Annotated in this window: 16 protein-coding genes, 2 pseudogenes and 1 riboswitch; of the genes and pseudogenes, 11 read left to right on the forward strand and 7 right to left on the reverse strand. The window is 64.8% G+C overall.

Features of this window, described 5'->3' with window-relative positions; genetic code table 11:
- Positions 1 to 11 precede the first annotated feature (11 nt).
- Positions 12 to 740 (reverse strand): SDR family oxidoreductase, encoded by a 729-nt coding sequence (locus ACVW1B_RS20120; protein ID WP_253607927.1) that lies wholly within the window; start codon positions 738 to 740, stop codon positions 12 to 14.
- A 227-nt stretch (positions 741 to 967) separates the two neighbouring features.
- Between ACVW1B_RS20120 and ACVW1B_RS20125 the strand changes: the two genes are divergently transcribed.
- From ACVW1B_RS20125 to ACVW1B_RS20140, 4 genes are all read left to right on the forward strand, one after another.
- Complete coding sequence (locus tag ACVW1B_RS20125) at positions 968 to 2206, forward strand: ABC transporter substrate-binding protein (protein WP_253607926.1); 1239 nt, start codon at positions 968 to 970, stop codon at positions 2204 to 2206.
- A gap of 215 nt (positions 2207 to 2421) precedes the next feature.
- Positions 2422 to 3114, forward strand: coding sequence for a glutathione S-transferase C-terminal domain-containing protein (locus ACVW1B_RS20130; RefSeq protein ID WP_253607925.1), 693 nt, complete (start codon positions 2422 to 2424; stop codon positions 3112 to 3114).
- A gap of 178 nt (positions 3115 to 3292) precedes the next feature.
- The gene (locus ACVW1B_RS20135) at positions 3293 to 3529 is read left to right on the forward strand and encodes a hypothetical protein (RefSeq protein ID WP_253607924.1); all 237 of its coding nucleotides are present in this window, start codon (positions 3293 to 3295) and stop codon (positions 3527 to 3529) included.
- A 187-nt stretch (positions 3530 to 3716) separates the two neighbouring features.
- On the forward strand, positions 3717 to 4562 hold the full coding sequence (locus tag ACVW1B_RS20140; protein ID WP_253607923.1) for a class I SAM-dependent methyltransferase: 846 nt from the start codon (positions 3717 to 3719) through the stop codon (positions 4560 to 4562).
- Positions 4563 to 4647: 85 nt separating this feature from the next.
- On the opposite strand, the pseudogene ACVW1B_RS20145 reads toward ACVW1B_RS20140, so the two are convergent.
- Both ACVW1B_RS20145 and ACVW1B_RS20150 read right to left on the reverse strand, forming a co-directional pair.
- Positions 4648 to 5634 (reverse strand): annotated as a pseudogene (locus ACVW1B_RS20145) (IS30 family transposase); the annotation flags it as partial.
- Between the two features lie 211 nt (positions 5635 to 5845).
- Positions 5846 to 7045: a TrmJ/YjtD family RNA methyltransferase gene (locus tag ACVW1B_RS20150; protein ID WP_253607922.1), complete on the reverse strand. Its 1200-nt coding sequence runs from the start codon at positions 7043 to 7045 to the stop codon at positions 5846 to 5848.
- Positions 7046 to 7360: 315 nt separating this feature from the next.
- Between ACVW1B_RS20150 and ACVW1B_RS20155 the strand changes: the two genes are divergently transcribed.
- The 3 genes from ACVW1B_RS20155 (at position 7361) to ACVW1B_RS20165 (ending at position 11067) form a co-directional block, all read left to right on the forward strand.
- Positions 7361 to 9088, forward strand: a complete 1728-nt coding sequence (locus ACVW1B_RS20155; RefSeq protein WP_456822087.1) for an alpha/beta hydrolase family protein — start codon at positions 7361 to 7363, stop codon at positions 9086 to 9088.
- 227 nt (positions 9089 to 9315) lie between these two features.
- On the forward strand, positions 9316 to 10530 hold the full coding sequence (locus ACVW1B_RS20160; protein WP_253607920.1) for an NADP-dependent isocitrate dehydrogenase: 1215 nt from the start codon (positions 9316 to 9318) through the stop codon (positions 10528 to 10530).
- A 36-nt stretch (positions 10531 to 10566) separates the two neighbouring features.
- Complete coding sequence (locus tag ACVW1B_RS20165; RefSeq protein ID WP_456822088.1) at positions 10567 to 11067, forward strand: DUF3455 domain-containing protein; 501 nt, start codon at positions 10567 to 10569, stop codon at positions 11065 to 11067.
- A gap of 93 nt (positions 11068 to 11160) precedes the next feature.
- Here the strand turns inward: ACVW1B_RS20165 and ACVW1B_RS20170 are convergent.
- Positions 11161 to 12410: pseudogene (locus tag ACVW1B_RS20170) on the reverse strand (cyclic nucleotide-gated ion channel).
- An 11-nt stretch (positions 12411 to 12421) separates the two neighbouring features.
- A complete protein-coding gene (gene alaS, locus ACVW1B_RS20175) occupies positions 12422 to 15109 on the reverse strand; it encodes an alanine--tRNA ligase (RefSeq protein WP_438072633.1) in 2688 nt (895 codons plus the stop codon).
- Between the two features lie 202 nt (positions 15110 to 15311).
- Positions 15312 to 15400: riboswitch (glycine riboswitch) on the forward strand.
- A 141-nt stretch (positions 15401 to 15541) separates the two neighbouring features.
- Here alaS and gcvT point away from each other — a divergent pair.
- From gcvT to ACVW1B_RS20195, 4 genes are all read left to right on the forward strand, one after another.
- Complete coding sequence (gene gcvT, locus ACVW1B_RS20180; RefSeq protein WP_456780255.1) at positions 15542 to 16687, forward strand: glycine cleavage system aminomethyltransferase GcvT; 1146 nt, start codon at positions 15542 to 15544, stop codon at positions 16685 to 16687.
- A gap of 19 nt (positions 16688 to 16706) precedes the next feature.
- Positions 16707 to 17072: a glycine cleavage system protein GcvH gene (gcvH, locus tag ACVW1B_RS20185; RefSeq protein WP_253607916.1), complete on the forward strand. Its 366-nt coding sequence runs from the start codon at positions 16707 to 16709 to the stop codon at positions 17070 to 17072.
- Positions 17073 to 17095: 23 nt separating this feature from the next.
- The gene (gene gcvP, locus ACVW1B_RS20190; RefSeq protein WP_456822089.1) at positions 17096 to 19969 is read left to right on the forward strand and encodes an aminomethyl-transferring glycine dehydrogenase; all 2874 of its coding nucleotides are present in this window, start codon (positions 17096 to 17098) and stop codon (positions 19967 to 19969) included.
- A 217-nt stretch (positions 19970 to 20186) separates the two neighbouring features.
- Positions 20187 to 20618 (forward strand): acyl-CoA thioesterase, encoded by a 432-nt coding sequence (locus ACVW1B_RS20195; protein WP_310883390.1) that lies wholly within the window; start codon positions 20187 to 20189, stop codon positions 20616 to 20618.
- Between the two features lie 39 nt (positions 20619 to 20657).
- Here ACVW1B_RS20195 and ACVW1B_RS20200 read toward each other — a convergent pair whose 3' ends face one another.
- Positions 20658 to 21644 (reverse strand): hypothetical protein, encoded by a 987-nt coding sequence (locus tag ACVW1B_RS20200; protein ID WP_253607913.1) that lies wholly within the window; start codon positions 21642 to 21644, stop codon positions 20658 to 20660.
- Between the two features lie 227 nt (positions 21645 to 21871).
- Complete coding sequence (gene recA / locus ACVW1B_RS20205; protein ID WP_092090369.1) at positions 21872 to 22960, reverse strand: recombinase RecA; 1089 nt, start codon at positions 22958 to 22960, stop codon at positions 21872 to 21874.
- Between the last annotated feature and the right edge of the window lie 577 nt (positions 22961 to 23537).

Here is a 23537-nt window from a genome sequence, read left to right on the forward strand (position 1 = left end):
GGCGCTCGCCGTTACAGGTCGAAATTCGTCGGCAGCATCACGACGTCGCGGATGGTCATGCCGCGCGGCCGGGTCAGCATGAACATCACGACCTCGGCGACTTCGCTGGCCTCCAGCAGGCTTCCGGCCGCCTTGGCCTCCGCAAGCTTCTCGGGCGGCCAGTCCGCCAGCAGCGCGCTGATCACGGGTCCTGGCGAGATCGAGCCGACACGGATGCCGTGCTTGAACACCTGGCGCCGCACCGTCTGCACGAAGCAGTTGACCGCCCATTTCGACGACGCATAGACCGGCTCCCACGGCGTCGGGAAATGCGCGGCGAGCGAGCTCGTCACGATGATGTCGCCGGTGCCGCGCGTGATCATGTGCGGCAGCACGTCGTGCACGTTCTTCATCACGACGTTGACGTTGAGGTTCAGCATCCGGTCGATCGCAATCGTATCCGCATCGACGAGGTCGCCGCCGACATAAATGCCGGCATTGGCGTGCAGGATGTCGAGCTGGCCGGTCTTCTCGAGCACCTTGGGCAGCAAGGTTGCACACTGCGCGGGATCGAGCAGGTCGATCACCAGCGGGACCACCGCATCGCCGTGCTTGCGGGCGAGCGCTTGCAGCGCGGTGGCATCGCGGTCGACCATCACCACGCGCGCGCCCGCGGCCAGCATCGCCTCGCTGCTCGCCAGTCCAATCCCCGACGCCGCCCCGGTCACGGCCGCCACCTTGCCTTCCAACACTTTCGCCATCGGTCCACCCTGCTGAGATCACCACGACAGTCGCCGCAGTATAGCAATCCCGGACGGCATGTCGGTAACCGAGGATGGTGGAACGCGGCCTCCGCGGCTGACATCGTGCGAAAATTTCAGATGGTAGCGACTGCACACAAGTCCCAAAGCACCGCTGTGGAATGCTGCGCGCCGACATGCCCGTCAGAGGCTGCCAAACGGCCAACAAGAAGAAGCGGAGGACTACAATGACAAGGAACCGTTCGCCCCGGCTATCGCGCCGTCATCTCATCAAGGGCGCCGCGGCCACGTCAGCCGCGCTGCTGCTCGGCAGGCCCGCGATCGCCAGAGGCAAGACGGAGGGCAAGACCGAGATCGTCATCGGCAACATCGACGCCTATTCGGGACCGGCCGCGGTCTATTCGTCGATCGGCCGCACCCCCGGCGGCTATTTCAAGATGATCAATGAGCAAGGCGGCATCAACGGCCGCATGATCAAGTACATCACCTATGACGATGCCTACAGCCCGGCCAAGACCGTCGAGCAGGCGCGCAAGCTGGTCGAAGGCGACGAGATCGACGTGCTGTTTGCGCCGCTCGGCGCGCCGACCAATGCGGCGATCATGAAGTACATGAACCAGAAGAAGGTCCCGCACCTCTTCATTGCCTCGGGCGCGACCAAGTTCGGCGACTACAAGAATTTCCCCTACACCATGGGTTTCCAGCCCTGCTACCAGATCGAGGGCCGCGCCTTCGCGCAGCATGTGCTGTCGACACAGAACGATCCCAAAATCGGCATCGTCTACCAGAACGACGATTTCGGCCGCGACGTGCTGAAGGGCTTCAAGGACGGACTTGGCGCCAGGACGTCCGCAATCGTGGCGGAGCTGTCCTATGAGACCGCCGACCCGACCATCGACAGCCAGGTGGTCCGCTGCAAATCCGCCGGCGCCAACGTGTTCATGAGCATGACCACGCCGAAATTCGCCGCCCAAGGCATCAAGAAGATCGCCGAGCTCGGCTGGCAGCCGGCACATTACATCGGCAACAACGCCTCCTCCGCCGGCTCGACGCTGAAAGCCGCGGGCTTCGACGTCTCCAAGGGAATCATTTCGAGCGCCTACCTGAAGGATCCCGTCGACGCCGCCTGGGACAGCGATCCCGCCATCCAGAAATGGCGCGCGTTCCTCGACAAATATGATCCGGCCGCCGCCAAGAACGACATCTACGCGGTCACCGGCTATCTCACCAGCCAGATCCTGGTCCAGGTGCTCAAGCAGTGCGGCGACGACGTCTCGTCCGAAAGCATCATCAAGCAGGCGGCCAACCTGAAGGATTTCGAATCCGACATGCTGCTGCCCGGCATCCGGATCAACACCTCGCCATCAGACCATTATCCGCTCGAGCAGTTGCAACTGGTGCGCTTCAGCGGCGAGCGCTACGAGCCGATGGGACCGGTGATCGACGGCGGCATCTCGAAGGCTTGATCGTCCGGGGCGTGCACCGCCGACGCAAAATGCGCCCGTAGGCTTTGTCGAAACCGCGCGCCCGACCCGGGACAAGGACGACAATAAGACGTCAACTACGGATTGTAGGCAATCGTTTCAGGCGCTGCGACGCAACAGGCGGCCTTGCCTGCCTGACGTATCCAACCGACGGATTCTGAGGTAGCGTGTAGCGACCTCGAACGTGGCGAGCCATCATGCTCACGCTCTATTCCTATCCGCCGCTGTTCGGCGTCGCCGACAACAATGGCTATGGTCTGAAGGTGTTCGCTTTTCTGAAGCTCGCCGGCGTACCGTTCCGGCACGAACATATTTTCGATGCATCGAAGGCACCGCGCAAGCAATTGCCCTATGTCGTCGACGGCGACGACACTGTCGGCGACAGCGAGACCATCCTCGCCTATGTCACCGGAAAATATGACGTGACGCTGGATGCCGCGCTGACGCCGGCGCAGCGCACGACCAACCTCCTCGTCACGCGGACGCTCGACGATCTCTACTGGGTGATGTCCTATTCGCGCTGGCAGGACGCGCGCTATTGGCCCCAATTCCGCGACGCGCTCAAGCGCGAGCATCCAGCCCTCACCGACGACGGCTTGATGAAGGCCAAGGAGTTCAACGCGCAGCGCTATTATTACCAGGGCATCGGCCGCTTCGAGCCCGACGCCGCGATGGCCCGCGGCCTCGCCGATCTCGCCGCACTGGCGAGCCTGATCCCGAGCCAAGGCTATGTGCATGGCGACAGGCCGACGACTATCGACGCCGGCATCTATGGCTTCGTGGCCAATATCTACTTCTACGACATCGAGACGCCGTTGAAGCAATTCGTGGTCTCGCACGACGCCCTGGTACAACATTGCTGCGCCATCCACGCGGCAGTGAGTACGTGAGCCCGGGCGAACTCAACCTCTAACTCGATAGTTACCTTCGCGGCGGTGAGCGAACAGGCCGTTGCTCCGTCCACGGCGCAGGTGGAAATATCTGCGCTGGCGTGTCGCAGCCGGCCTCTCGCCAATAGATCGATTTCGGGGGTAGTATCCCGTCCTTGCGCTAACTGCGGAGCCGGTCATGGCTTCAAAACTGTCTTCGGGCATTATCGCGTTAGTCCTCGTTGGAGCAGCAGTGCTTTTGGTTGCAGGTCCGCCACCTGCATGGGGCCTGCTGTTGCTCGGCGCCTTCGCACTGGCGGCGCTCTATATTTTTGCGAGAATGAGGTCGCGCTACGATCCGCTCGATCCACGCTTCGGTAGCTGCATCCCTCCGATTTCCAAGCCGAAGGGCGGCGGCAATGAATCCACCACCTGAGCGCCGTCCAGCATCGATCAGATGCGGATCGCGCGAAGACGTCCTGATGGCCTAGAGCCGAGATGCAAAGCACGTCGGCTGCAATTCGCTAATGCCCGGTACGGAGATTCAGCTTCGCGTTCGATCTGGAATTTTGTGCAGTTTGTTTCAGACGACACTCCATTTTCAGCACCAGGAGATTGATCAAATGCAGACGCCCACGCCAAACCCCCGAGGAGCAGAGTTCTGGAACAGCACCATGGGGCACTCATGGGTTTCGCAGCAAGCCGTGATCAGCGAAGTCTTCACGTCGGTCACCAACGTCAGCCTGGGTGCCGCGGCGGCAAAGCCGGGTGAGCGTGTCATCGATATCGGATGCGGCACCGGTGACACAGTGTTGGCGTTCGCCAAGGCTGTTGGTCCGTCGGGTGCTGTGGTGGGTGTCGATATCTCGGTCCCGATGCTGGATCTGGCCAAGCATCGTGTCGCCGAGGCGGGATTTGGCAACGTGACCTGTGCGCTGGCCGACGCAACGATCTACGGCTTCGAACCGCGCTGGGCGGATCTGATGTATTCGCGTTTTGGCCTGATGTTCTTCGATGACCCGGTCAAGGCCTTCACCAACATCCGCGGCGGCATGAAAGCGGGCGGGCGGCTGGTGTTCGTCTGTTTTCGCACCATGCCGGAGTCGCCGTGGTTTCGCGTACCCATCGAGGCGGCCCGACCGCACGTGCCGCCACAGCCGCCGCTCGATCCATTGGCGCCCGGGATGTTTTCGTTCGCGCGCGAGGATCGCGTTCGCGGTATCCTGACCGAGGCCGGGTTTCACGAGATTGCGCTCAAGGCCACCGACGTACCGATCCATGGCGGCGACATCGCGCAAAGCATGGCCTTCATCACGCAGGCCGGCCCGCTGCCTGCGCTGCTCGAGAATGCCACGGACGATCAACGTCATCGCGCCATGGAAGCGGTACGCAACGCGCTCGCCGCAAGCCTCGGAGCTGATGGCCGCGACCTGCATGTGGGTCTGTGGCTCGTGTCGGCACTAGCCTAGCGAGATGCTGCCTTCGGGATTGTGACGGCAGAAATCGTGCCATCTGCGGCGCACCAACACGGTGTCGTCCTGGCGAAGGCCAGGAGGTGGATTCACATTCGAAGTGCAACACTTGAGCAAAGGACTCGGCAGGCGTGCGGTAGTCAAGGCATTTGCGCGGGGTGTTGTTGTAGGCGGCGATGAACTGGCGGAACCTGGCGGTCGAGAGGGTTAGAAGATCCGTCTTGCGGGGAATCAAGCGGCGCATCCTGCCGATGGCGTTCTCGATGCCACCCTTCTGCCAGGGGGCATGGGGATCGCAGAAGAAGGTCGCGATCGAGAGGCGGTGCAGCGCCAGGTGACCGGCGAACTCGGTGCCGTTGTCGAAGGTAACGCTCTGGCGCAGCTCTTGTGGAAGGGGCGCGAAGAAGCCCACGAGATGGCGGGCGACACCGCGCGCGACCTTGCTGGCAAGGCGGATGCCGAGCAGCAGCCGCGAGGTGCGCTCGTGCACGGTCAGCACGGCCTGACCGTATTTCGAGAACATCATCAGGTCGGCCTCCCAGTGTCCGGGCACGCTGCGGTCGGCCGCTTCGAGCGGCCGATTTGCCAAGGGTACACGGCCTTCGATGAAGCTTGCGGGGCTGCCGCCCCGCTTGCCGCGGCAGCCGCGCTTGCTCTTGGCGCGCGGCAGATAGCGCCGCCAGTTGAAGTCCGTGGTGCGCCTGAGTTGGCCATAGATGAAGCGGTAGATGGTCTCGTGGGAGATCACCTTGCGCCCGTACTCGCGGGCCAGCCGGCCAGCGACCTGCTCGGGCGACCAGCCGCGGCGAAGGCGTTGCAACACCGCGCGGCGCAGGCCGGGCTCCCGTTCGAGGCGTCCGCCCGTCCAGCGCCGCGCTCGCATCTGGTGCTGGGCATAGCTCGGCTTGTAGCCGACCTGGCTCCCCCGATTGCGCCTCAGTTCCCGAGAGATCGTTGATGGCGAGCGATCCAGAGCTGCCGCGATTTGCCGGACCGAGCTGCCATTGGCCGATAGGCAGGCAATCTCGCATCGGTCGTCCAGAGAGAGCTGCTTGTAAGTCCGCCCCATGGCAACACCTCCTCAAGGAAGTGTTGCACTTCGTTTGTGAACTCAGGGGACCCATTACCCCAAATCTCAATTGTTGCGCGACGCTGCGGCCTCGATCCCTTTCACAATCCAATGCGGTGGTTATGGGTCCTGGCTTTCGCCAGGACGACGTGTGGAAAGAGTCGCTTACTCGAATCCCGTTCTTGCTCCGCGGACAGAGCAATTGCGTAAGCTACCGCTCCTGCCGCAGCCCCGCCTCCAGCCGGGCGAGCTCGGCGTCGAGGTCGCGCTCGACATCGGCCACCCGCATGTCGACCACCCGATAGTCGCGCGCCTCGAGCCAGGCTCTGCGCTTGGCACGGTCGGCACCGATGGCCTCGCTCTCGTTCGGGTTGACCAGCTCGATTGCAAGCCGGTGCACGAAGGAGACGAAGTCGGGGATGTGGCGGCCGACCGGGGTCTGGCGCTTGAACTGGCCGGCGAAGCGGCGGTCCCGCGTCAGCGCCTGCCACAGGGTCCGTTCGGCGTCGGTCGGGTTGCGGCGGAGCAGCCGGGCGAGCCCGCGCACGGTGCTGCTGCTGTCGGCGGTCGCGCCGCCCTGCCCCTGCTCGGCAAGCAGCGCCCGCAAGCGCGTCGCCTGGGCGCCGTCGAGCACGCCGCCCTTGGCCGGGCCCTTGCGGCCCTCGGCGATCGCCATCACCACGCCGTGCAGCGTGTGCATGTCCTGCTTGGTCGGATCCATCCTCGTGAAGATGTTGCGCAGGTTTACCAGCATGGTGTCGCGCTTCTCCGCCGGCCGCAGGAACTCGACCTTGTCGAGCTCGGCGACGAGATTGTCGAAGAACGCCTGCATCTGGTGCTGGGAGGCCGGCTCGGACCGCTCGGGCATCGCGAACGGCAGCGCGCCCGCGGTCGAGAGCTTGAACCACTCGTAGCCCATCAACAGCACCGCCTGCGCCAGATTGAGCGAGGCGAAGCCCGGATTGACCGGGAAGGTGATGATGCGGTTGGCGAGCGCGACCTCCTCATTGGTCAGGCCGGCGCGCTCGCGCCCGAACAGAATGCCGGCGCCGCCGCCGGATGCGACATGATCGACGATCTCACTCGCCGCGCCTTCCGGCCCGACCACCGGCTTGGCCTGGTCGTGGGCCCGGGCGGTGGTCGCAAACACCAGCGTGAGATCGGCGATCGCCTGCTCGACGGTGTCGAACAGCTCGACGGAACCGATGATGTGGTCAGCACCGGCGGCCGCGCGCTGGGCGGCAATGTTCGGCCAGCCGTCGCGCGGGTTGACGATGCGCATCCTCGACAGCGCGAAGTTGCCCATCGCGCGCGCGGCCATGCCGATGTTCTCGCCAAGCTGCGGTTCGACCAGGATGACGACGGGACCGGCAAGGTCGTGCCCTGCCTTGGTCTTGTCGGTGCCGGACATCTCACTTCACTTTCTGATTCAACGTCTGAAGATTTTGAATCAGCTTCCGAGGAGGCTGATTCAAAATCTCATGCAGGGGCCCAAGACCGCACCGACCAGCTTTGCACCGGTTTTGCGCGAGACCATTTTCTCCAAGGGGATAACAGGGTTAGCGGCGTTTGCGAATCCTCAATCGGAGTCCCAATCGCACGAAGCGAAGGCTGCCGCTTGCGCGCACTTGGCCTTCGGATAGGCTATCAACCACAACCAAAGCGAAGCTGTAAAGGCACGCTTGAGACGCCGGGTTCAACGGCGAGGCACCTTGGGGGGACGACGATGCGGGGCAGATGGACGCTGGCGATTGTGGGCTTGATCTTGGTCGTGGCGGGGGGCCTGCTCGCCCACCTCACGCAGACCGCCGGCGGCATCCGGATCGAGGATGTCCGCTTCAAGGGCGCCAAGGGCAATACGATGAGCGCCCTGCTCTACATCCCGCCGAATGCCACGCCGCAGATCCCGGCGCCCGGCATCCTCGCCGTCCACGGCTATATCAATTCGCGCGAGACCCAGGACGGCTTCGCCATCGAGTTCGCCCGCCGCGGCTACGTGGTGCTCGCGCTCGACCAGACCGGTCACGGCTATAGCGACCCGCCCTCCTTCGCCAACGGTTTTGGCGGACCTGACGGCCTTGCCTATCTCCGCAGCCTCCAATTCGTCGACAAGGAGAATATCGGGCTCGAGGGCCATTCGATGGGCGGCTGGACCGTGCTGGCGGCTGCCGCCGCGATGCCCAACGACTACAAATCGGTGGTGCTGGAGGGCTCGTCCACCGGCAAGCCGTTCGCTGCCGAGGGCACTGCGAGCTGGCCGCGCAATACCGCGCTCGTGTTCGCGCAGTACGAGGAATTCCCCGACCTGATGTGGGGTGTCCAGCTGGCGCGTGACGTCACCACGAGCCCGAAGCTCTGGGCGCTGTTCGGCACACAAGGCGCGGTCGAGCCGGGCAAGGTCTATGGCGATCCGGCCAACGGCACGGCCCGGGTGCTGTACACCCCGGCGATGACCCATCCGGCCGAGCACATCTCACATGAGGCGATCGGCTACAGCCTCGACTGGTTCGCCAAGACATTGAAGGGCGGCACGGCGCGGCCGGTCGACGACCAGATCTGGTTCCGCAAGGAGATCGGCACGCTGGTCGCGCTGATCGGTTTCATTGCCCTGGTCATCGGGACGTTCGACGGGCTGCTGGAGGCGCCGATGTTCTCCCGCCTGCGGCTGCCGGCGGTTGCCGACGGCACCATGCCGCCGCATGCGGCCGCGAGCGGCCGGCGCTGGACCGCGGCGTTCATCCTGTCCGCCTTCATCCCGGCGCTGACCTATTACCCGGCCTTCGCACTGGGCGGCACCTTCGTCACCCCCAGCGCGCTCCTGCCGCAGGGCATCACCAACCAGATCCTGGTCTGGGCCATCATCAACGGCCTGATCACGCTCGCCCTGATGCGGTTCGCCCCGAACCGCGCCAGCCGGACCGGCCTCGTCGGTCAATCCGTCGTGATCGCGGTGGCTTCGGTCGCGGTCGGCTACGCCGCGCTGTGGCTCGCCGACCTCGCCTTCAAGATCGACTTCCGCTTCTGGATCGTCGCACTCAAGTTGATGAGCGCGAAGCAATTCCTCATCTTCCTGATCTATCTGATTCCGTTCACGACGTTTTTCGTCGTGGCGCTGCACGTGCTGCACCGGAATTTCTCGACCATGGATGCGCCGCGCGGGGCGCTGTACCTGACCAACATCCTGGCGCTGACGTTCGGTTTCATCGTGTTGCTGGTGCTGCAATACGGCACGCTGTGGCTGACGGGGAAGCTGTTCAACCCGGTCCCGGACCCCGGTTTCGTGCCGCTCTCGACCATCGTCGCGATCCAGTTCGTGCCCCTGCTCGCGATCGTCGCCGTGATCGCGACCTTCACCTGGCGGCGGACCGGATCGAGCCTGCCGGGGGCCCTGATCGCGGGCCTGTTCGTGACCTGGTACATCGTGGCCGGGACGGCGACGCAGGCGGCGTTCTAGAGGGTTTTCAAGCGAAGTGGGCACCGGTTCGCGTGAAGAAAACCCGTCAAGAACAAGGGCCGAGAGGCGCTATTCTGGTCCGTCCAGAATGGCGGTTCTCGGTGAAAAGATGGGCTGAAAGTGCATAACCCCTCCGCTTCCGCCCGCCCCCGGGCGGTGCTATAGCGCAGGCGTATTTTCCACCCCCGCCGTCAAAAGCGCGCCGTTCCCAAGAGGGCCTCCCCGTCATGGCAAAAATCAAGGTATCCAACCCCGTCGTCGAACTCGATGGCGACGAGATGACCCGGATCATCTGGCAGTACATCAAGGACAAGCTGATCAATCCGTTCCTGGATGTTGAACTGCTCTATTTCGATCTGGGCATGGAATACCGCGATGAGACCAACGACCAGGTGACCATCGACGCCGCCGAAGCCATCAAGAAGGTCGGCGTCGGCGTCAAATGCGCCACCATCACCCCCGACGAGGCCCGGGTGAAGGAGTTCGGCCTGAAGCAGATGTGGAAGTCGCCGAACGGCACCATCCGTAACATCCTCGGCGGCTGCATCTTCCGCGAGCCGATCATCTGCAAGAACGTGCCGCGCCTGGTTCCCGGCTGGACCAAGCCGATCATCATCGGCCGCCATGCCTATGGCGACCAGTACCGCGCCACCGACATCAAGTTCCCCGGCAAGGGCACGCTGTCGCTGAAGTTCGTCGGCGAGGACGGCACCGTGATCGAGAAGGAAGTGTTCAAGGCGCCCGGCGCCGGCGTCGCGATGGAGATGTACAATCTCGACGACTCCATCACCGATTTCGCCCGCGCCTCGTTCAACTACGGCCTGATGCGCAACTACCCGGTCTATCTGTCGACCAAGAACACGATTCTGAAGGTCTATGACGGCCGCTTCAAGGACATCTTCCAGGACGTCTTCGACCGCGAGTTCAAGAAGGAATTCGAGGCCAAGGGCCTGACCTACGAGCACCGCCTGATCGACGACATGGTGGCCTCGGCGCTGAAATGGTCCGGCGGTTATGTCTGGGCCTGCAAGAACTATGACGGCGACGTGCAGTCCGACACCGTGGCCCAGGGTTACGGCTCGCTCGGCCTGATGACCTCGGTGCTGCTCACCCCGGACGGCAAGACCGTGGAAGCCGAGGCCGCCCACGGCACCGTGACCCGCCACTACCGCGAGCACCAGAAGGGCAAGGAGACCTCGACCAACTCGATCGCGTCGATCTTCGCCTGGACCCGTGGCCTCGCCCATCGCGCCAAGCTCGACAACAACGAGGCGCTGGCCAAGTTCGCCACCACCCTGGAGAAGGTCTGCGTCGCGACCGTCGAAGAGGGCTACATGACCAAGGACCTCGCGCTCCTGGTCGGCGCCGACCAGCGCTGGCTCTCGACCACCGGATTCCTCGACAAGGTGTCCGACAACCTCGTGAAGGCGATCGCGGCCTGAGGCCGTCATCCTGGGAAGACAGGTGCGAGCATGACCATGGCCCTTGTCAGAGCCGTCGTGCTCGCATCGTTCTCGCTAACCGGGTCGGCGGCATTCGCTGCCGATCCCCTGCCCGACGCCATCGCGGCGCCTGGCGAGTCCAAGATCCTCACCGTCCATGCCGAGGGCGTGCAGGTCTATGAGTGCAAGCCGGTCAGCGACGGCAAGCTCGCCTGGTCGTTCCGCGAACCGATCGCCACCCTGATCGCCGACGGTCGCACGGTCGGCCGGCATTATGCGGGTCCGAACTGGGAGCATGTCGACGGCAGTGTCGTGACCGCCCGCACCGCCGGCAGCGCACCCGGCACCAACGCCGCCGATATTCCCTGGCTGAAGCTCGAGGTGATCGCCCACCGCGGCAACGGCCTGCTCTCCGGCGTCGCAACCGTGCAGCGGATCAACACCTCGGGCGGCGAGCTCAGCGGCGCCTGCGACAAATCAGGCGCGCTGAAGAGCGCGGCGTATTCGGCGGATTACGTGTTCCTGCGACGGGACTAAGCGTTTTCAAGCGAAGTGGATACCGGTTCGCGTGGAGAAAACGCGCCAAACGAAGAATCGAGAGCCTCGTTCCGATTCAATCGGAATGAGGTTCTAGTCGCGGATGCCGCCGTCGGTCTCGCGCGGCGCCTGGGCGATCTCCGCGGCGGCCAGGTCGCCGCCGGCCGCGAGCGGATCGGCAAGCCGCGCCTCCGCGGTCTCCCGGACATGCGCGGCGAGCGCCGGCATGCGCTCGATCAGGGCATGGAAGTCCTGCGCATCGAGCACCAGGAGCTTGGTCTTGCGCGTCGCCGTCACCGTGCCGGAGCGGCTGGTCCGCCGCAGCAGCGCGATCTCGCCGAAGAACGCGCCGTCGGAGAAAGCCGCACAAGCTGGCTCGGCAGGTCGATCTCGACCTCGCCCGCGGTGATGAAATACATCGATGACGCCGCATCGCCGCGCCGCACCAAGACCTCGCCGGCCTCGATGGTCTGCGACCGCAGCAAGCGCATGATGTCGGAAATATCGGCAGCGCCAAGATGTGAGAACAGCGGCACCCGCGCCAGCATGCCCCAGGTCACGACGAAGTCGCGGCGCCGGACCTCGTCGGTCGCGGTCGAGATGATCGCGACCGGCAGCGCGATCATCGCGAAGCCGACCACGATCGCGACCACCGTGACGGTCCGGCCGAGCGGCGTAATCGGGACGACGTCGCCGTAACCGACGGTGCCGAGCGTCACGATCGCCCACCACATCGCCTGCGGCATGGTGCCGAACTTGTCCGGCTGCACCCTGTGCTCGATGGCATAGAGCAGCGAGGCAAACAGCAGCACGGCGCCGGTCAGGATCACCACGCAGCCGAACAGCGTGCGCCGCTCGGCATGTAGCGCCGCCAGCAGCGAGCGCATCGCGGTCGAATAGCGCACCAGCTTGAGGAACGGCAGCATGCCGAACAGCACCAGCGCGGTCTTGTCGCCGGTCGCAAGCGCGACGGCCGACGGCAGGAAGGCCAGCAGGTCGATCACGCCGAGCGCCGAGAAGGCGTATTCCAGCCGCGCCCGCGCCGGCGTCATGTCGCGCAGCGAGTGGCCGACCACGCTCCAGAGCCGCGCGGCATATTCCAGCGCGAAGGCGATGACCGCCGCGATCTCGATGGTCGTCAGCAGCCAGCCGAACTGCGCGTCGATCTCGGGCACGGAGGCCAGGATCGCCGCCAGCACATCGACGGCGATGATGGCGACGATGACCCGGGCAAAGCGCAAGCCGCCCGAATGCGGCAGATCATCGCGTTCGAGCAGCTCGTAGAGACGGTCGCGCAGCCCGGGATCGCTGATCGTGGGCTTGAGCGGAGCCGTCGCCACGATCAACCTCTCCGTCAGGCGCCGGCCGATGCCTGTTGAGTCATGGCCTGTTCGATCGCCGACAGCGCGGCGTCGGCCTTGGCGCCGTCGGGCCCGCCGGCCTGCGCCATGTCGGGCCGGCCGCCGCCGCCCTTGCCGCCGAGCACCTCGGAGCCCTTGCGCACGAGCTCGACCGCGTTGAACCGCGCGGTCAGATCGGCGGTGACGCCGACCACGATGCCGGCCTTGCCGTCCTCGGTGACGCCAACGATCGCGACCACGCCCGAGCCGATCTGCTTCTTGCCGTCGTCGACGAGACTCTTGAGATCCTTGGTCTCGACGCCCTCGACCGCGCGCGCCAGCAGCTTGACATTGCCGACCTCGCGAACGGCTGAGGCGGCGCCGTTCGACGCACCGCCGCCGCCCATCGCGAGCTTCTTGCGGGCGTCGGACAAATCGCGCTCGAGCTTCTTGCGCTCTTCCATCAGAGCTGTGATGCGCGCCGGCACGTCGTCGATCGTGGTGCGCAGCTCCAGCGCCGCGGTCTTGGCCAGCGCGATGGTGTCGTTGGCGTGCTTGCGCGCATGATGCCCGGTCAGCGCCTCGATACGGCGCACGCCGGACGCGACCGCGCCCTCGCTGGTCACGGAAATCATGCCGATGTCACCGGTGCGGCGGACATGGGTGCCGCCGCAGAGCTCGACCGACCAGCCAAGCGCGTTCTGGCCGTGATCGCGGGCGCCCTTGCCCATCGACACGACGCGAACCTCGTCGCCGTATTTCTCGCCGAACAGCGCGCGGGCGCCGGCCTCGCGGGCATCGTCGACGCCCATGACCCGGGTCGTGACCTCGTCATTCTCCAGCACGACATCGTTGGCGATGTCCTCGATCCGGGCGAGCTCTTCCGGCGTGATCTGCTTCGGATGCACGAAGTCGAAGCGCAGCCGGTCCGGCGTGACCAGCGAGCCGCGCTGCGCGATGTGATCGCCGAGCACCTGGCGCAGCGCCTCGTGCAGCAGATGCGTCGCCGAATGGTTGGCGCGGATCGACGAGCGCCTGGTGTGATCGACCTCGAGCTGCAATGTGGTGCCGACGCCGAGCGTGCCCTGCTCCACCGTGCCGAGATGCACGAACAGATCGCCGGCCTTCTTCTGCGTGTCGGTGACGCGGAACTTGACGCCCTCCCCGGTCAGCACGCCGGTGTCGCCGACCTGGCCGCCGGACTCGCCGTAGAACGGGGTCTGGTTCAGCACGATCGCGCCGCTCTCGCCGGCCTTCAGGCTCTCGACCTCGGCGCCGTCCTTGATCAGCGCCGTCACCGCGCCTTCCGCGCTCTCGGTCTCGTAGCCGAGGAATTCGGTCGCACCGAGCTTCTCGCGCAGCGGGAACCAGATCGCCTCGCTCGCCGCCTCGCCCGAGCCCGCCCACGAGGCACGCGCCTTGACGCGCTGCCGCTCCATCGCGTCGGTGAACGACGCCTGGTCGACGCTGATGCCGCGCGACTTCAGCGCGTCCTGCGTCAGATCGAGCGGGAAGCCGTAGGTGTCGTACAGCGTGAACGCGGTGTCGCCGTCGAACATGTCGCCCTTCTTGAGGCCGGCGCTCTTCTCGTCGAGGATCGACAGGCCGCGCGCCAGCGTCTTGCGGAAGCGCGTCTCCTCCAGCCGCAGCGTCTCCTCGATCAGCTTCTCCGCACGGACCAGATCCGGATAGGCCTGGCCCATCTCGCGGACCAGCGCCCAGACCAGGCGATGCATCAGCGGCTCGCTCGCGCCCAAGAGCTGTGCATGGCGCATCGCGCGGCGCATGATCCGGCGCAGCACGTAGCCGCGGCCCTCGTTCGACGGCAGCACGCCGTCGGTGATCAGGAACGCGGACGAGCGCAGATGGTCCGCGATCACCCGATACGACCCAACGTTCTGCTCGTTCGGACCGTGCCCGAGGGTAGACGCGGCGGCATCGATCAGATTGCGGAACAGATCGGTCTCGAACACGCTCTCGACGCCCTGCAGGATGCAGGCCATGCGCTCGAGCCCCATGCCGGTGTCGATCGAGGGACGCGGCAGCGCTACGCGCTCCTCCTTCGTCACCTGCTCGTACTGCATGAACACCAGGTTCCAGAATTCGAGGAAGCGATCGCCATCCTCATCCGGGCTGCCCGGAGGGCCGCCCCAGATGTGCTCGCCGCGGTCGATGAAGATTTCGGAGCACGGTCCGCACGGGCCGGTGTCGCCCATCGCCCAGAAATTGTCCGAGGTCGGGATGCGGATGATGCGGTCGTCCGAGAAGCCCGCGATCTTCTTCCAGTAGCCGGCCGCCTCGTCGTCGGTGTGGTAGACGGTGACCAGCAGCTTGTCCTTCTTCAGCCCGAAATCCTTGGTGATCAGATTCCAGGCGAGCTCGATCGCGCGCTCCTTGAAGTAATCGCCGAACGAGAAGTTGCCGAGCATCTCGAAGAAGGTGAGATGGCGCGCGGTGTAGCCGACATTGTCGAGGTCGTTATGCTTGCCGCCGGCGCGCACGCACTTCTGCGACGTCGTGGCGCGCTGGTAGCCGCGCTTCTCGACGCCGGTGAAGACGTTCTTGAACTGCACCATGCCGGCATTGGTGAACATCAAGGTCGGGTCGTTGCGCGGAACCAGCGGCGACGAGGCCACGATCTCGTGCCCGTTCTCCTTGAAGAAGTTCAGAAATGTCGACCTGATGTCGTTGACGCTGCTCATGTTCATCCAATCGGAAAAAGGGGCCGGCCAGCCGCAAAAAGGCGTCATTTTCCGGCCGAACGCTTTTAGACATTGCCAGCTGCGGTGTCCAGAAACTGTGCAGGCGGATCATGGGCTTGCCGCGGCAGCACAAAGCCCATTGGATAGTTGCTGCAGCTGCGTTGACAGTCTTGGTGGCGCCGTGTTTTCTACCTACCTATACCTAGTCACGTCGGGAGAGACCGGCCTTACCGCCGGCGCCGAAGGAGCAACCGCCCCGGAAACTCTCAGGCAAAAGGACCGCGTGACGTCTGACATCTGGAAAGAGACGCTGGGGTTCGCCCCGATGCGTCCGCCGACGGGATAATACTCTCAGGCACAGCGACAGATGGGGCTTTCTGCAGGTTTCTCAAGGGGAAATAGGTCCCCGGCGGGAACCGCGAGGGCCCTGTGATGCTTGCGCGCGAAACCTCCCCGCTGAAACAGACCCCGCTGCACGCGCTGCACCTTGCGCGCGGCGCCAAGATGGTGCCGTTCGCCGGCTATGACATGCCGGTGCAATACGCGGCCGGCGTGCTGAAGGAGCACCTGCACACCCGCAAGGAAGCCGGCCTGTTCGATGTGTCGCACATGGGCCAGCTCGTGCTGAGGGCCAAATCTGGCAAGGTCGCGGATGCCGCGCTCGCGCTGGAAAAACTGGTGCCGCAGGACATCGTCGGTATCGCGCCGGGACGGCAGCGCTACGCGCAATTCACTAACAATGACGGTGGCCTGCTCGACGACCTGATGGTGGCGAATTTCGGCGATCACCTGTTCCTGGTGGTCAACGCCGCCTGCAAGGCCGAGGACGAGGCGCATCTCCGCGCGCATCTCTCCGACGCCTGCGAGATCATCTCGCTGGCCGACCGCGCGCTGATCGCGCTGCAGGGCCCGAAAGCCGAATCGGCGCTGGCGAATCTTTGTGCGGATGTCAGTTCGATGAAATTCATGGATGCCGGTCCGCGCGGCGTCGGCGACGTCGACTGCTTCGTCTCGCGCTCCGGCTATACCGGCGAGGACGGCTTTGAGATCTCGGTGCCCGCAGACAAGGTGGAAGCCCTGGTCACCGCGCTGCTCGACAATCCCGACGTGTTGCCGATCGGGCTCGGCGCGCGCGACAGCCTGCGGCTCGAAGCCGGGCTGTGCCTCTATGGCCATGACATCGACACCACGACGACGCCGGTCGAAGGCGCGCTGGAATGGTCGGTGCAGAAGGTTCGCCGCAGCGGCGGCGCCCGCGCCGGCGGCTTCCCCGGCGCCGACAAAATTCTCGCGCAATTCGCAGATGGCGCTGCGCGCCGACGGGTCGGCCTGAAGCCTGACGGCCGCGCACCGGTGCGCGAAGGCGCCGCGCTGTTCGCCGATGCCGGCTCGACCGAGCAGATCGGCAAGGTGACCTCGGGCGGCTTCGGCCCGAGCCTCAATGCGCCGGTTGCGATGGGCTACCTGCCCACGGCCCTTTCCGCCGTCGGCACCACCGTTTTCGCCGAAGTGCGCGGCCAGCGGCTGCCGCTGAAAGTCGCCGCTACGCCCTTCGTCCCCAATACCTACAAACGCTGAACGCCAAAGGATCGACCCCATGACGACGCTGTACACGTCCGACCACGAATGGCTCCGCATCGAGGGCGACGTCGCCACGATCGGGATCACCGACTATGCGCAGTCGCAGCTCGGCGACGTCGTGTTCGTCGAACTGCCCAAGGTCGGCCGCAGCCTGAAGAAGGCCGAGGCCGCCGCTGTCGTCGAATCCGTCAAGGCCGCTTCCGACGTCTACGCGCCGATCGCCGGCGAGGTGGTCGAGGTCAACGACGCGCTCGCCGCCGAGCCCGCGCTGGTCAATTCCGACGCCGGCGGCAAGGCCTGGTTCTTCAAGCTGAAGATTGCCGACAAGGGCGAGCTCGGCGGCCTGATGGACGAGGCCGCCTACGCCGCGCACACCGCCTAAAGGATCACCCCGAGGATCACGTCATGAACGCGCCCTTCAAGCCGATCAACGAAGCCGCCACCGATTTCGTGCGCCGCCACATCGGACCGTCGCCGCGCGACGTCAACGCGATGCTGGAGACGGTCGGCGCCGCGAGCCTGCAGGCGCTGATGAACGAGACGCTGCCGGCGTCGATCCGGCAGAAGGCGCCGCTCGATCTCGGCCGGGCGCTGAGCGAGACCGAGGCGCTCGCGCATATGAGCGAGCTCGCCGCGCAGAACCAGGTGTTCACCTCGCTGATCGGCCAGGGCTATTCCGGCACCATCCTGCCCGCGGTGATCCAGCGCAACATTCTGGAGAACCCGGCCTGGTACACCGCCTATACGCCGTACCAGCCGGAGATCAGCCAGGGCCGGCTCGAGGCGCTGTTCAACTTCCAGACCATGATCTGCGATCTCACCGGGCTCGACGTCGCCAACGCCTCGCTGCTCGACGAGGCGACCGCCGCGGCGGAAGCGATGGCGCTCGCCGAGCGCCACTCGCAGGTCAAAGCGAAGGTGTTCTTCGTCGACAAGGAGGTGCATCCGCAGACGCTGGCGGTGATGCGCACGCGCGCCGCGCCGCTGGGCTGGGCGCTGGTGGTCGGCGATCCCCTGACCGAGCTCGACAACGCCGATGTGCTCGGCGCGCTGTTGCAATATCCGGGCACATCGGGCGCGGTACGCGACCTTAAGCCTGCGATCGCGTCGCTGCGCGCCAAGGGCGCGCTTGCGATCGTCGCGGCGGACCTGCTGTCGCTGACGCTGCTCGCCTCGCCCGGCGAGCTCGGCGCCGACATCGCGATCGGTTCGGCGCAGCGGTTCGGCGTGCCGACGGGGTATGGCGGACCGCACGCCGCCTACATGGCGGTGCGCGACACGCTGAAGCGCTCGCTGCCCGGCCGCATCGTCGGCCTCTCGGTCGATTCGCGCGGTGCGCCGGCCTACCGCCTCGCGCTGCAAACCCGCGAGCAGCATATCCGCCGCGAGAAGGCGACCTCGAACATCTGCACCGCGCAGGTGCTGCTCGCCGTGATCGCCTCGATGTATGCGGTCTATCACGGTCCCGAGGGCCTGACCCATATCGCACGCAGCGTGCATCGTCGCGCCACCGTGCTCGCCGCCGGCCTGCGCAAGCTCGGCTTTGCGCCGACCAGCGAAGCGTTCTTCGATACCGTGACCGTCGAGGCAGGTAGCAAGCAGATCGAGCTCGTCACCCGCGCGCAGGCCGAACGGATCAATCTGCGGATCGGCGCGACCACGCTCGGCATCGCGCTCGACGAGACCTCGACGCCGGAGACGGTCGAGGCGGTGTGGCGCGTGTTCGGCGGCAAGCTCAGCTATGCCGAGATCGAGGCCGGCGCGCACGAGGCGCTGCCGAAGGAGCTGCGGCGCACCAGCGCCTTCCTCAGCCATCCGGTGTTCAATACGCATCGTTCCGAGACCGAGCTGCTGCGCTACATGCGCAAGCTCAGCGATCGTGACCTCGCGCTCGACCGCGCGATGATCCCGCTCGGCTCTTGCACGATGAAGCTCAACGCCACCACCGAGATGATCCCGCTGACCTGGCCGGCGTTCGGCAATCTGCATCCGTTCGCGCCGGCGGATCAGGCCAAGGGCTATCACGCGCTGTTCAAGCGGCTGGAGCAATGGCTGTGCGACATCACCGGCTATGACGCGGTCTCGCTGCAGCCGAATTCCGGCGCGCAGGGCGAATATGCCGGGCTGCTGGCGATCCGCTGCTATCACCTCGCGCGCGGCGAGCCGCACCGCAAGGTGTGCCTGATCCCCTCCTCCGCGCACGGCACCAATCCGGCCTCGGCTGCGATGGTCGGCATGGAGGTCGTGGTCGTCGCGTGCGATGCGCGCGGCGACGTCGACGTCAATGATCTTCGCGCCAAGGCGGAGAAGCACTCCGCCAACCTTGCCGCGGTCATGATCACCTATCCGTCGACCCACGGCGTGTTCGAGGAGCATATCCGCGAGATCTGCGACATCGTGCATGCCCATGGCGGCCAGGTCTATCTCGACGGCGCCAACATGAACGCGCAGGTCGGACTGTCGCGGCCCGGCGATTACGGCGCCGATGTCAGCCATCTCAACCTGCACAAGACCTTCTGCATTCCGCATGGCGGCGGCGGCCCCGGCATGGGCCCGATCGGCGTGAAGGCGCATCTTGCGCCCTATCTGCCGGGCCATCCCGCAACCGACGGGGCAACTGCGCACGCCATCGGCCCGGTGTCGGCCGCGCCGTTTGGCTCGGCGTCGATCCTGACCATCTCCTACATCTACATCCTGATGATGGGCGGCGAAGGTCTGACGCGCGCCACCGAGATCGCGATCCTCAACGCCAACTACATCGCCGCACGGCTGCAGCCGCACTTTCCGGTGCTGTACCGCAACGAGCGCGGCCGCGTTGCGCATGAGTGCATCGTCGATCCGCGGCCGCTGAAGACGACCAGCGGCGTCACCGTCGACGACATCGCAAAACGCCTGATCGACTACGGCTTCCACGCGCCGACCATGAGCTTCCCGGTGGCGGGCACGCTGATGATCGAACCGACGGAATCGGAATCGAAGTTCGAGATCGACCGCTTCTGCGACGCCATGATCGCGATCCGCGACGAAATCGCGGAGATCGAGAAGGGCCGCTGGAAGGTCGAGGCCTCGCCCCTGCGCCACGCGCCGCATACCGTGCACGACATCGCCGACGATGTCTGGAACCGGGCCTACACCCGCGCCGAGGGCTGCTTCCCGGCCAGCGTGTCACGGTCCGACAAATACTGGAGCCCGGTCGGCCGCGTCGACAACGTCTATGGCGACCGCAATCTGGTGTGCTCGTGCCCGCCGGTCGAGGATTACGCGCAGGCGGCGGAGTAAGGAGCTACTGCAGCTATGTGGCGTTGCGTCTCTGACGCCTGATTCACTCGGTGTCATTCCGGGGCTCGCGAAGCGAGAACCTCAGGTGCGCAACTGCGCACCGGGGAATCTCGATCCACGACCTCTGGATTCCCCGATGCGCCCATTGCGCATCTGCGGTTCGCGACTTCGTCGCGCCCCGGAATGACGGACTGGCCCGCCCGCGGCAGGAGGAAACATGCGCGAGGAATTCTGGTTCCATTTCCCGTTTCGCGTCCGCTATTCGGAGGTCGACGCACAGGCGGTGGTGTTCAACGCCCACTACCTCACCTATTTCGACACCGCCATCACCGAATATTTCCGCGCGCTCGGCTACGACTATCTCGGCGAGGTGGCGCGGACTGGCATCGACTTCCACACTGTGAAATCGGTCGTCGAATACAAGGCGCCGATCCGGTTCGACGAGGACATCGAGGTCTGCGTCCGCGTCGCGCGGATCGGCCGCTCCTCGATCAATCTTGCGCTCGCGATCTTCGCCAAGGGCTCCGATGAACTGCGCGCCACCGGCGAGATCATCTGGGTCGCGACCGATCAGAAGACCCATCAGTCGGTCGCGGTGGCCGAGGATTTGCGGGCACTGATCGCAAGCCGGGAGAAGACGCTGGCATAGGCATAGGCTGATTGCGCACACACGTTGTGCGGATCAGGCTTACGGGGCAACCAAGGCTCGGCTCTCGGCGTCCCAGCGCCACAGCCGCTCATTGGTCAGTTCGGTGCCGCCCCACCAGCGATGGATCGTGTTGTATTGGCTGAAGTCGAGCTCGCGATCCGACACTTCCTGGCCGAAATCGGTGAGCGACAGCCGACTGTGCAGGAGTCGGTTGTTTCGGGCCTTCAGATCGTCGGGCGCTTCGATCTCCGCGGGGAATCCGGTCAGGACCGGTGATGGACAATAGGCGAGCCGGTCCAGGATCAGCTCCGCTTCCTGAAAATCGAACACGCCGCGTTCCCTGTTCAGCTCGCTTGAAAGGACCTGTGGGCTTGTCTCGCCGTCGGCGACGAGATCCAGCATCCGCAGTTCGGACGCGCCGAGGCCGGTGTCTTGCCCGGGTAGCTCCTCGAGCAACGCAATCAGTGCCGCGCGGAGCTGCGGGATGGCCGACAGATCCTGCATGAGAAGGTCGAAACAGGGCTCGGGCGTCGGAGCGCGATAGGCAGTCCAGGCGCGACCGGCCAATTCCAGCCGATCATCGGTCACCGCAAGTGCAGGCAATCGCCATTTCGCCAAGCTCTCGCCTCGGTACCTGCCGATCTCGACATCGGTCTGGACCAGCTTGAGCTTCGCTACGATGTGGCGGTGCGGGCGGAGCACGTCGAGCAACCAGGCCAGCACCAACTGGTCATTCGGCTGGGGATCAGCCCATAGCTCGACGCTATCGCAACGCTCGCACAACTCGACAAGCCCAATGTCCCGACCGATCGAGCCGGTCCATCTTGAACTGGCGAAGTCGAGCCAGTGCGTGTCGAAATCGACGTGCTTTGCGGAACGCGGTTCCAGCAGGGTCGTGAGGTCATCCGACGAGGGCATTTTCCCCCAAACGAAGCGCGGCCTCAACCCGACGACGATGTCCGCCCTTCCCGCCTGCCTCAGGCGATAGCTCGCGAGTTCACTTGTCGCCAGGATCAGACTTGTCACGATGCTCTCCGGCTACGCGGGATGGCATCAGCACCGCAAGCTGAGGATCAACTGCTTTACAAAAGACACACAAAACCAAACGGGCGCCGAGGACGTCGGCAACTCAACGTCCTCAGCGCCCGCTTGCAGGGAAGTCATGTGATCGCTTGAGCATGATCTCCGCGCAAACGCTTCGCGTTTGTCGCGAGGGAAAACCGCTTCGCACTTTTCCGGATCATGCTGGAGGCTTACTCTTCCGTCGGCTCCTCGCCCTCGGCGTCGCGCTCGGGCGTGCCGGCGAGGATCTGCTCGGAGATCAGGCCGGAGTTCTGCCGGATCGCGGCTTCGATCTTGGCGGTGATGTCGGGATTCGACTTCAGGAACGCCTTGGAATTCTCGCGACCCTGGCCGAGCCGCTGGCTGTCATAGGAGAACCAGGCGCCGGACTTCTCGACGATGCCGGCCTTGACGCCGAGGTCGAGGATCTCGCCCATCTTGGAAACGCCCTCGCCATACATGATGTCGAACTCGACCTGCTTGAAGGGCGGCGCCAGCTTGTTCTTCACCACCTTGACGCGGGTGGTGTTGCCGACGACTTCGTCGCGCTCCTTGATCGCGCCGATGCGGCGGATGTCGAGACGAACCGAGGCATAAAACTTCAGCGCGTTGCCGCCGGTGGTGGTCTCCGGCGAGCCGTACATCACGCCGATCTTCATGCGGATCTGGTTGATGAAGATCACCATGGTATGGGACTTGTTGATCGAGGCGGTCAGCTTGCGCAGCGCCTGGCTCATCAGGCGGGCCTGCAGGCCCGGCAGCGCATCGCCCATCTCGCCCTCGAGCTCGGCCTTCGGCACCAGCGCCGCAACCGAATCGACCACCAGCACGTCGACTGCGCCGGAACGCACCAACGTGTCGCAGATTTCCAGCGCCTGTTCGCCGGTGTCCGGCTGCGAGATCAAGAGCTCATCGATGTTGACGCCGAGCTTGCGTGCATAGACCGGGTCGAGCGCGTGTTCGGCGTCGATGAAGGCGCAGATGCCGCCCTTCTTCTGCCCTTCCGCCACGGTGTGCAGCGCCAGCGTGGTCTTGCCCGAGGATTCCGGCCCGTAGATCTCAACGACGCGTCCCTTCGGCAGACCGCCGACGCCGAGCGCGATATCGAGCCCGAGTGATCCCGACGACACCGTCTCGACATCCATCGAACGGTCGTTCTTGCCGAGCTTCATCACCGAGCCCTTGCCGAACTGGCGCTCGATCTGGGAGAGCGCGGCTGAGAGGGCCTTGGACTTGTCCATGGAGGATCCTTCGACGATACGCAGTGCAGTGGCGGACATTTGGGATGTGCTCCTTATTGCGGGGATTCGCTAGCGGGACAAACGGGCGATGAGATCAGGCGGAATGCATTGTTGATGGGAACCTACGTACCACGTTTGTTCTATGTTCGCAATATGTTCTTCGAGCAGACCGGTGCTGTCCGTATTTAAGCCCCCGTGTCCTAAATTGAATTTCAGAGTGTCCTAGTTCGGATTAAGCGAACGGAAACCGTAGCTTGGCGGTTGTTCTCAGTAGGACTACCGAGAGCGCCATTGGATGTTCTGGCTCCATCAATTTCCGTGGGACGCTATCTGTTCTTGATTTAGCTCAACGAGCGGAACAGCCGGCGTCTGTTAGCGCGGTTTGTAAATCGCAATGACTTGGCGGAATTCGTCGTCGTCATCGACGGTCAGTAAACCGACGACCATCCAGCCTGCGCATAAGCCGAGAACCATCAGCGCCGTTTTTAGCCACTGTCTCATAAAGGCTAGTATGCTCCGAGAACCAGGCATTTTACCACCCCATGGCGCGTTGCCGTGGCACAAATTGCACTAGCGGCTATCCGGCATTCAGGAATAGGATTTCAACCCCAACCGC

The sequence above is a fragment of the Bradyrhizobium sp. USDA 4502 genome, assembly GCF_054063355.1.

Bases quoted from the DNA above. Each gene is read 5' to 3' on its own strand.
- ACVW1B_RS20195 (WP_310883390.1), top strand. From the start codon at position 20,187: ATGCGCGAGGAATTCTGGTTCCATTTCCCGTTTCGCGTCCGCTATTCG.
- gcvT (WP_456780255.1), top strand. From the start codon at position 15,542: ATGCTTGCGCGCGAAACCTCCCCGCTGAAACAGACCCCGCTGCACGCG.
- ACVW1B_RS20150 (WP_253607922.1), bottom strand. From the start codon at position 7,045: ATGTCCGGCACCGACAAGACCAAGGCAGGGCACGACCTTGCCGGTCCC.
- gcvP (WP_456822089.1), top strand. From the start codon at position 17,096: ATGAACGCGCCCTTCAAGCCGATCAACGAAGCCGCCACCGATTTCGTG.
- ACVW1B_RS20155 (WP_456822087.1), top strand. From the start codon at position 7,361: ATGCGGGGCAGATGGACGCTGGCGATTGTGGGCTTGATCTTGGTCGTG.
- ACVW1B_RS20135 (WP_253607924.1), top strand. From the start codon at position 3,293: ATGGCTTCAAAACTGTCTTCGGGCATTATCGCGTTAGTCCTCGTTGGA.
- gcvH (WP_253607916.1), top strand. From the start codon at position 16,707: ATGACGACGCTGTACACGTCCGACCACGAATGGCTCCGCATCGAGGGC.
- ACVW1B_RS20165 (WP_456822088.1), top strand. From the start codon at position 10,567: ATGGCCCTTGTCAGAGCCGTCGTGCTCGCATCGTTCTCGCTAACCGGG.
- ACVW1B_RS20130 (WP_253607925.1), top strand. From the start codon at position 2,422: ATGCTCACGCTCTATTCCTATCCGCCGCTGTTCGGCGTCGCCGACAAC.
- recA (WP_092090369.1), bottom strand. From the start codon at position 22,960: ATGTCCGCCACTGCACTGCGTATCGTCGAAGGATCCTCCATGGACAAG.
- ACVW1B_RS20160 (WP_253607920.1), top strand. From the start codon at position 9,316: ATGGCAAAAATCAAGGTATCCAACCCCGTCGTCGAACTCGATGGCGAC.
- alaS (WP_438072633.1), bottom strand. From the start codon at position 15,109: ATGAGCAGCGTCAACGACATCAGGTCGACATTTCTGAACTTCTTCAAG.
- ACVW1B_RS20120 (WP_253607927.1), bottom strand. From the start codon at position 740: ATGGCGAAAGTGTTGGAAGGCAAGGTGGCGGCCGTGACCGGGGCGGCG.
- ACVW1B_RS20125 (WP_253607926.1), top strand. From the start codon at position 968: ATGACAAGGAACCGTTCGCCCCGGCTATCGCGCCGTCATCTCATCAAG.
- ACVW1B_RS20140 (WP_253607923.1), top strand. From the start codon at position 3,717: ATGCAGACGCCCACGCCAAACCCCCGAGGAGCAGAGTTCTGGAACAGC.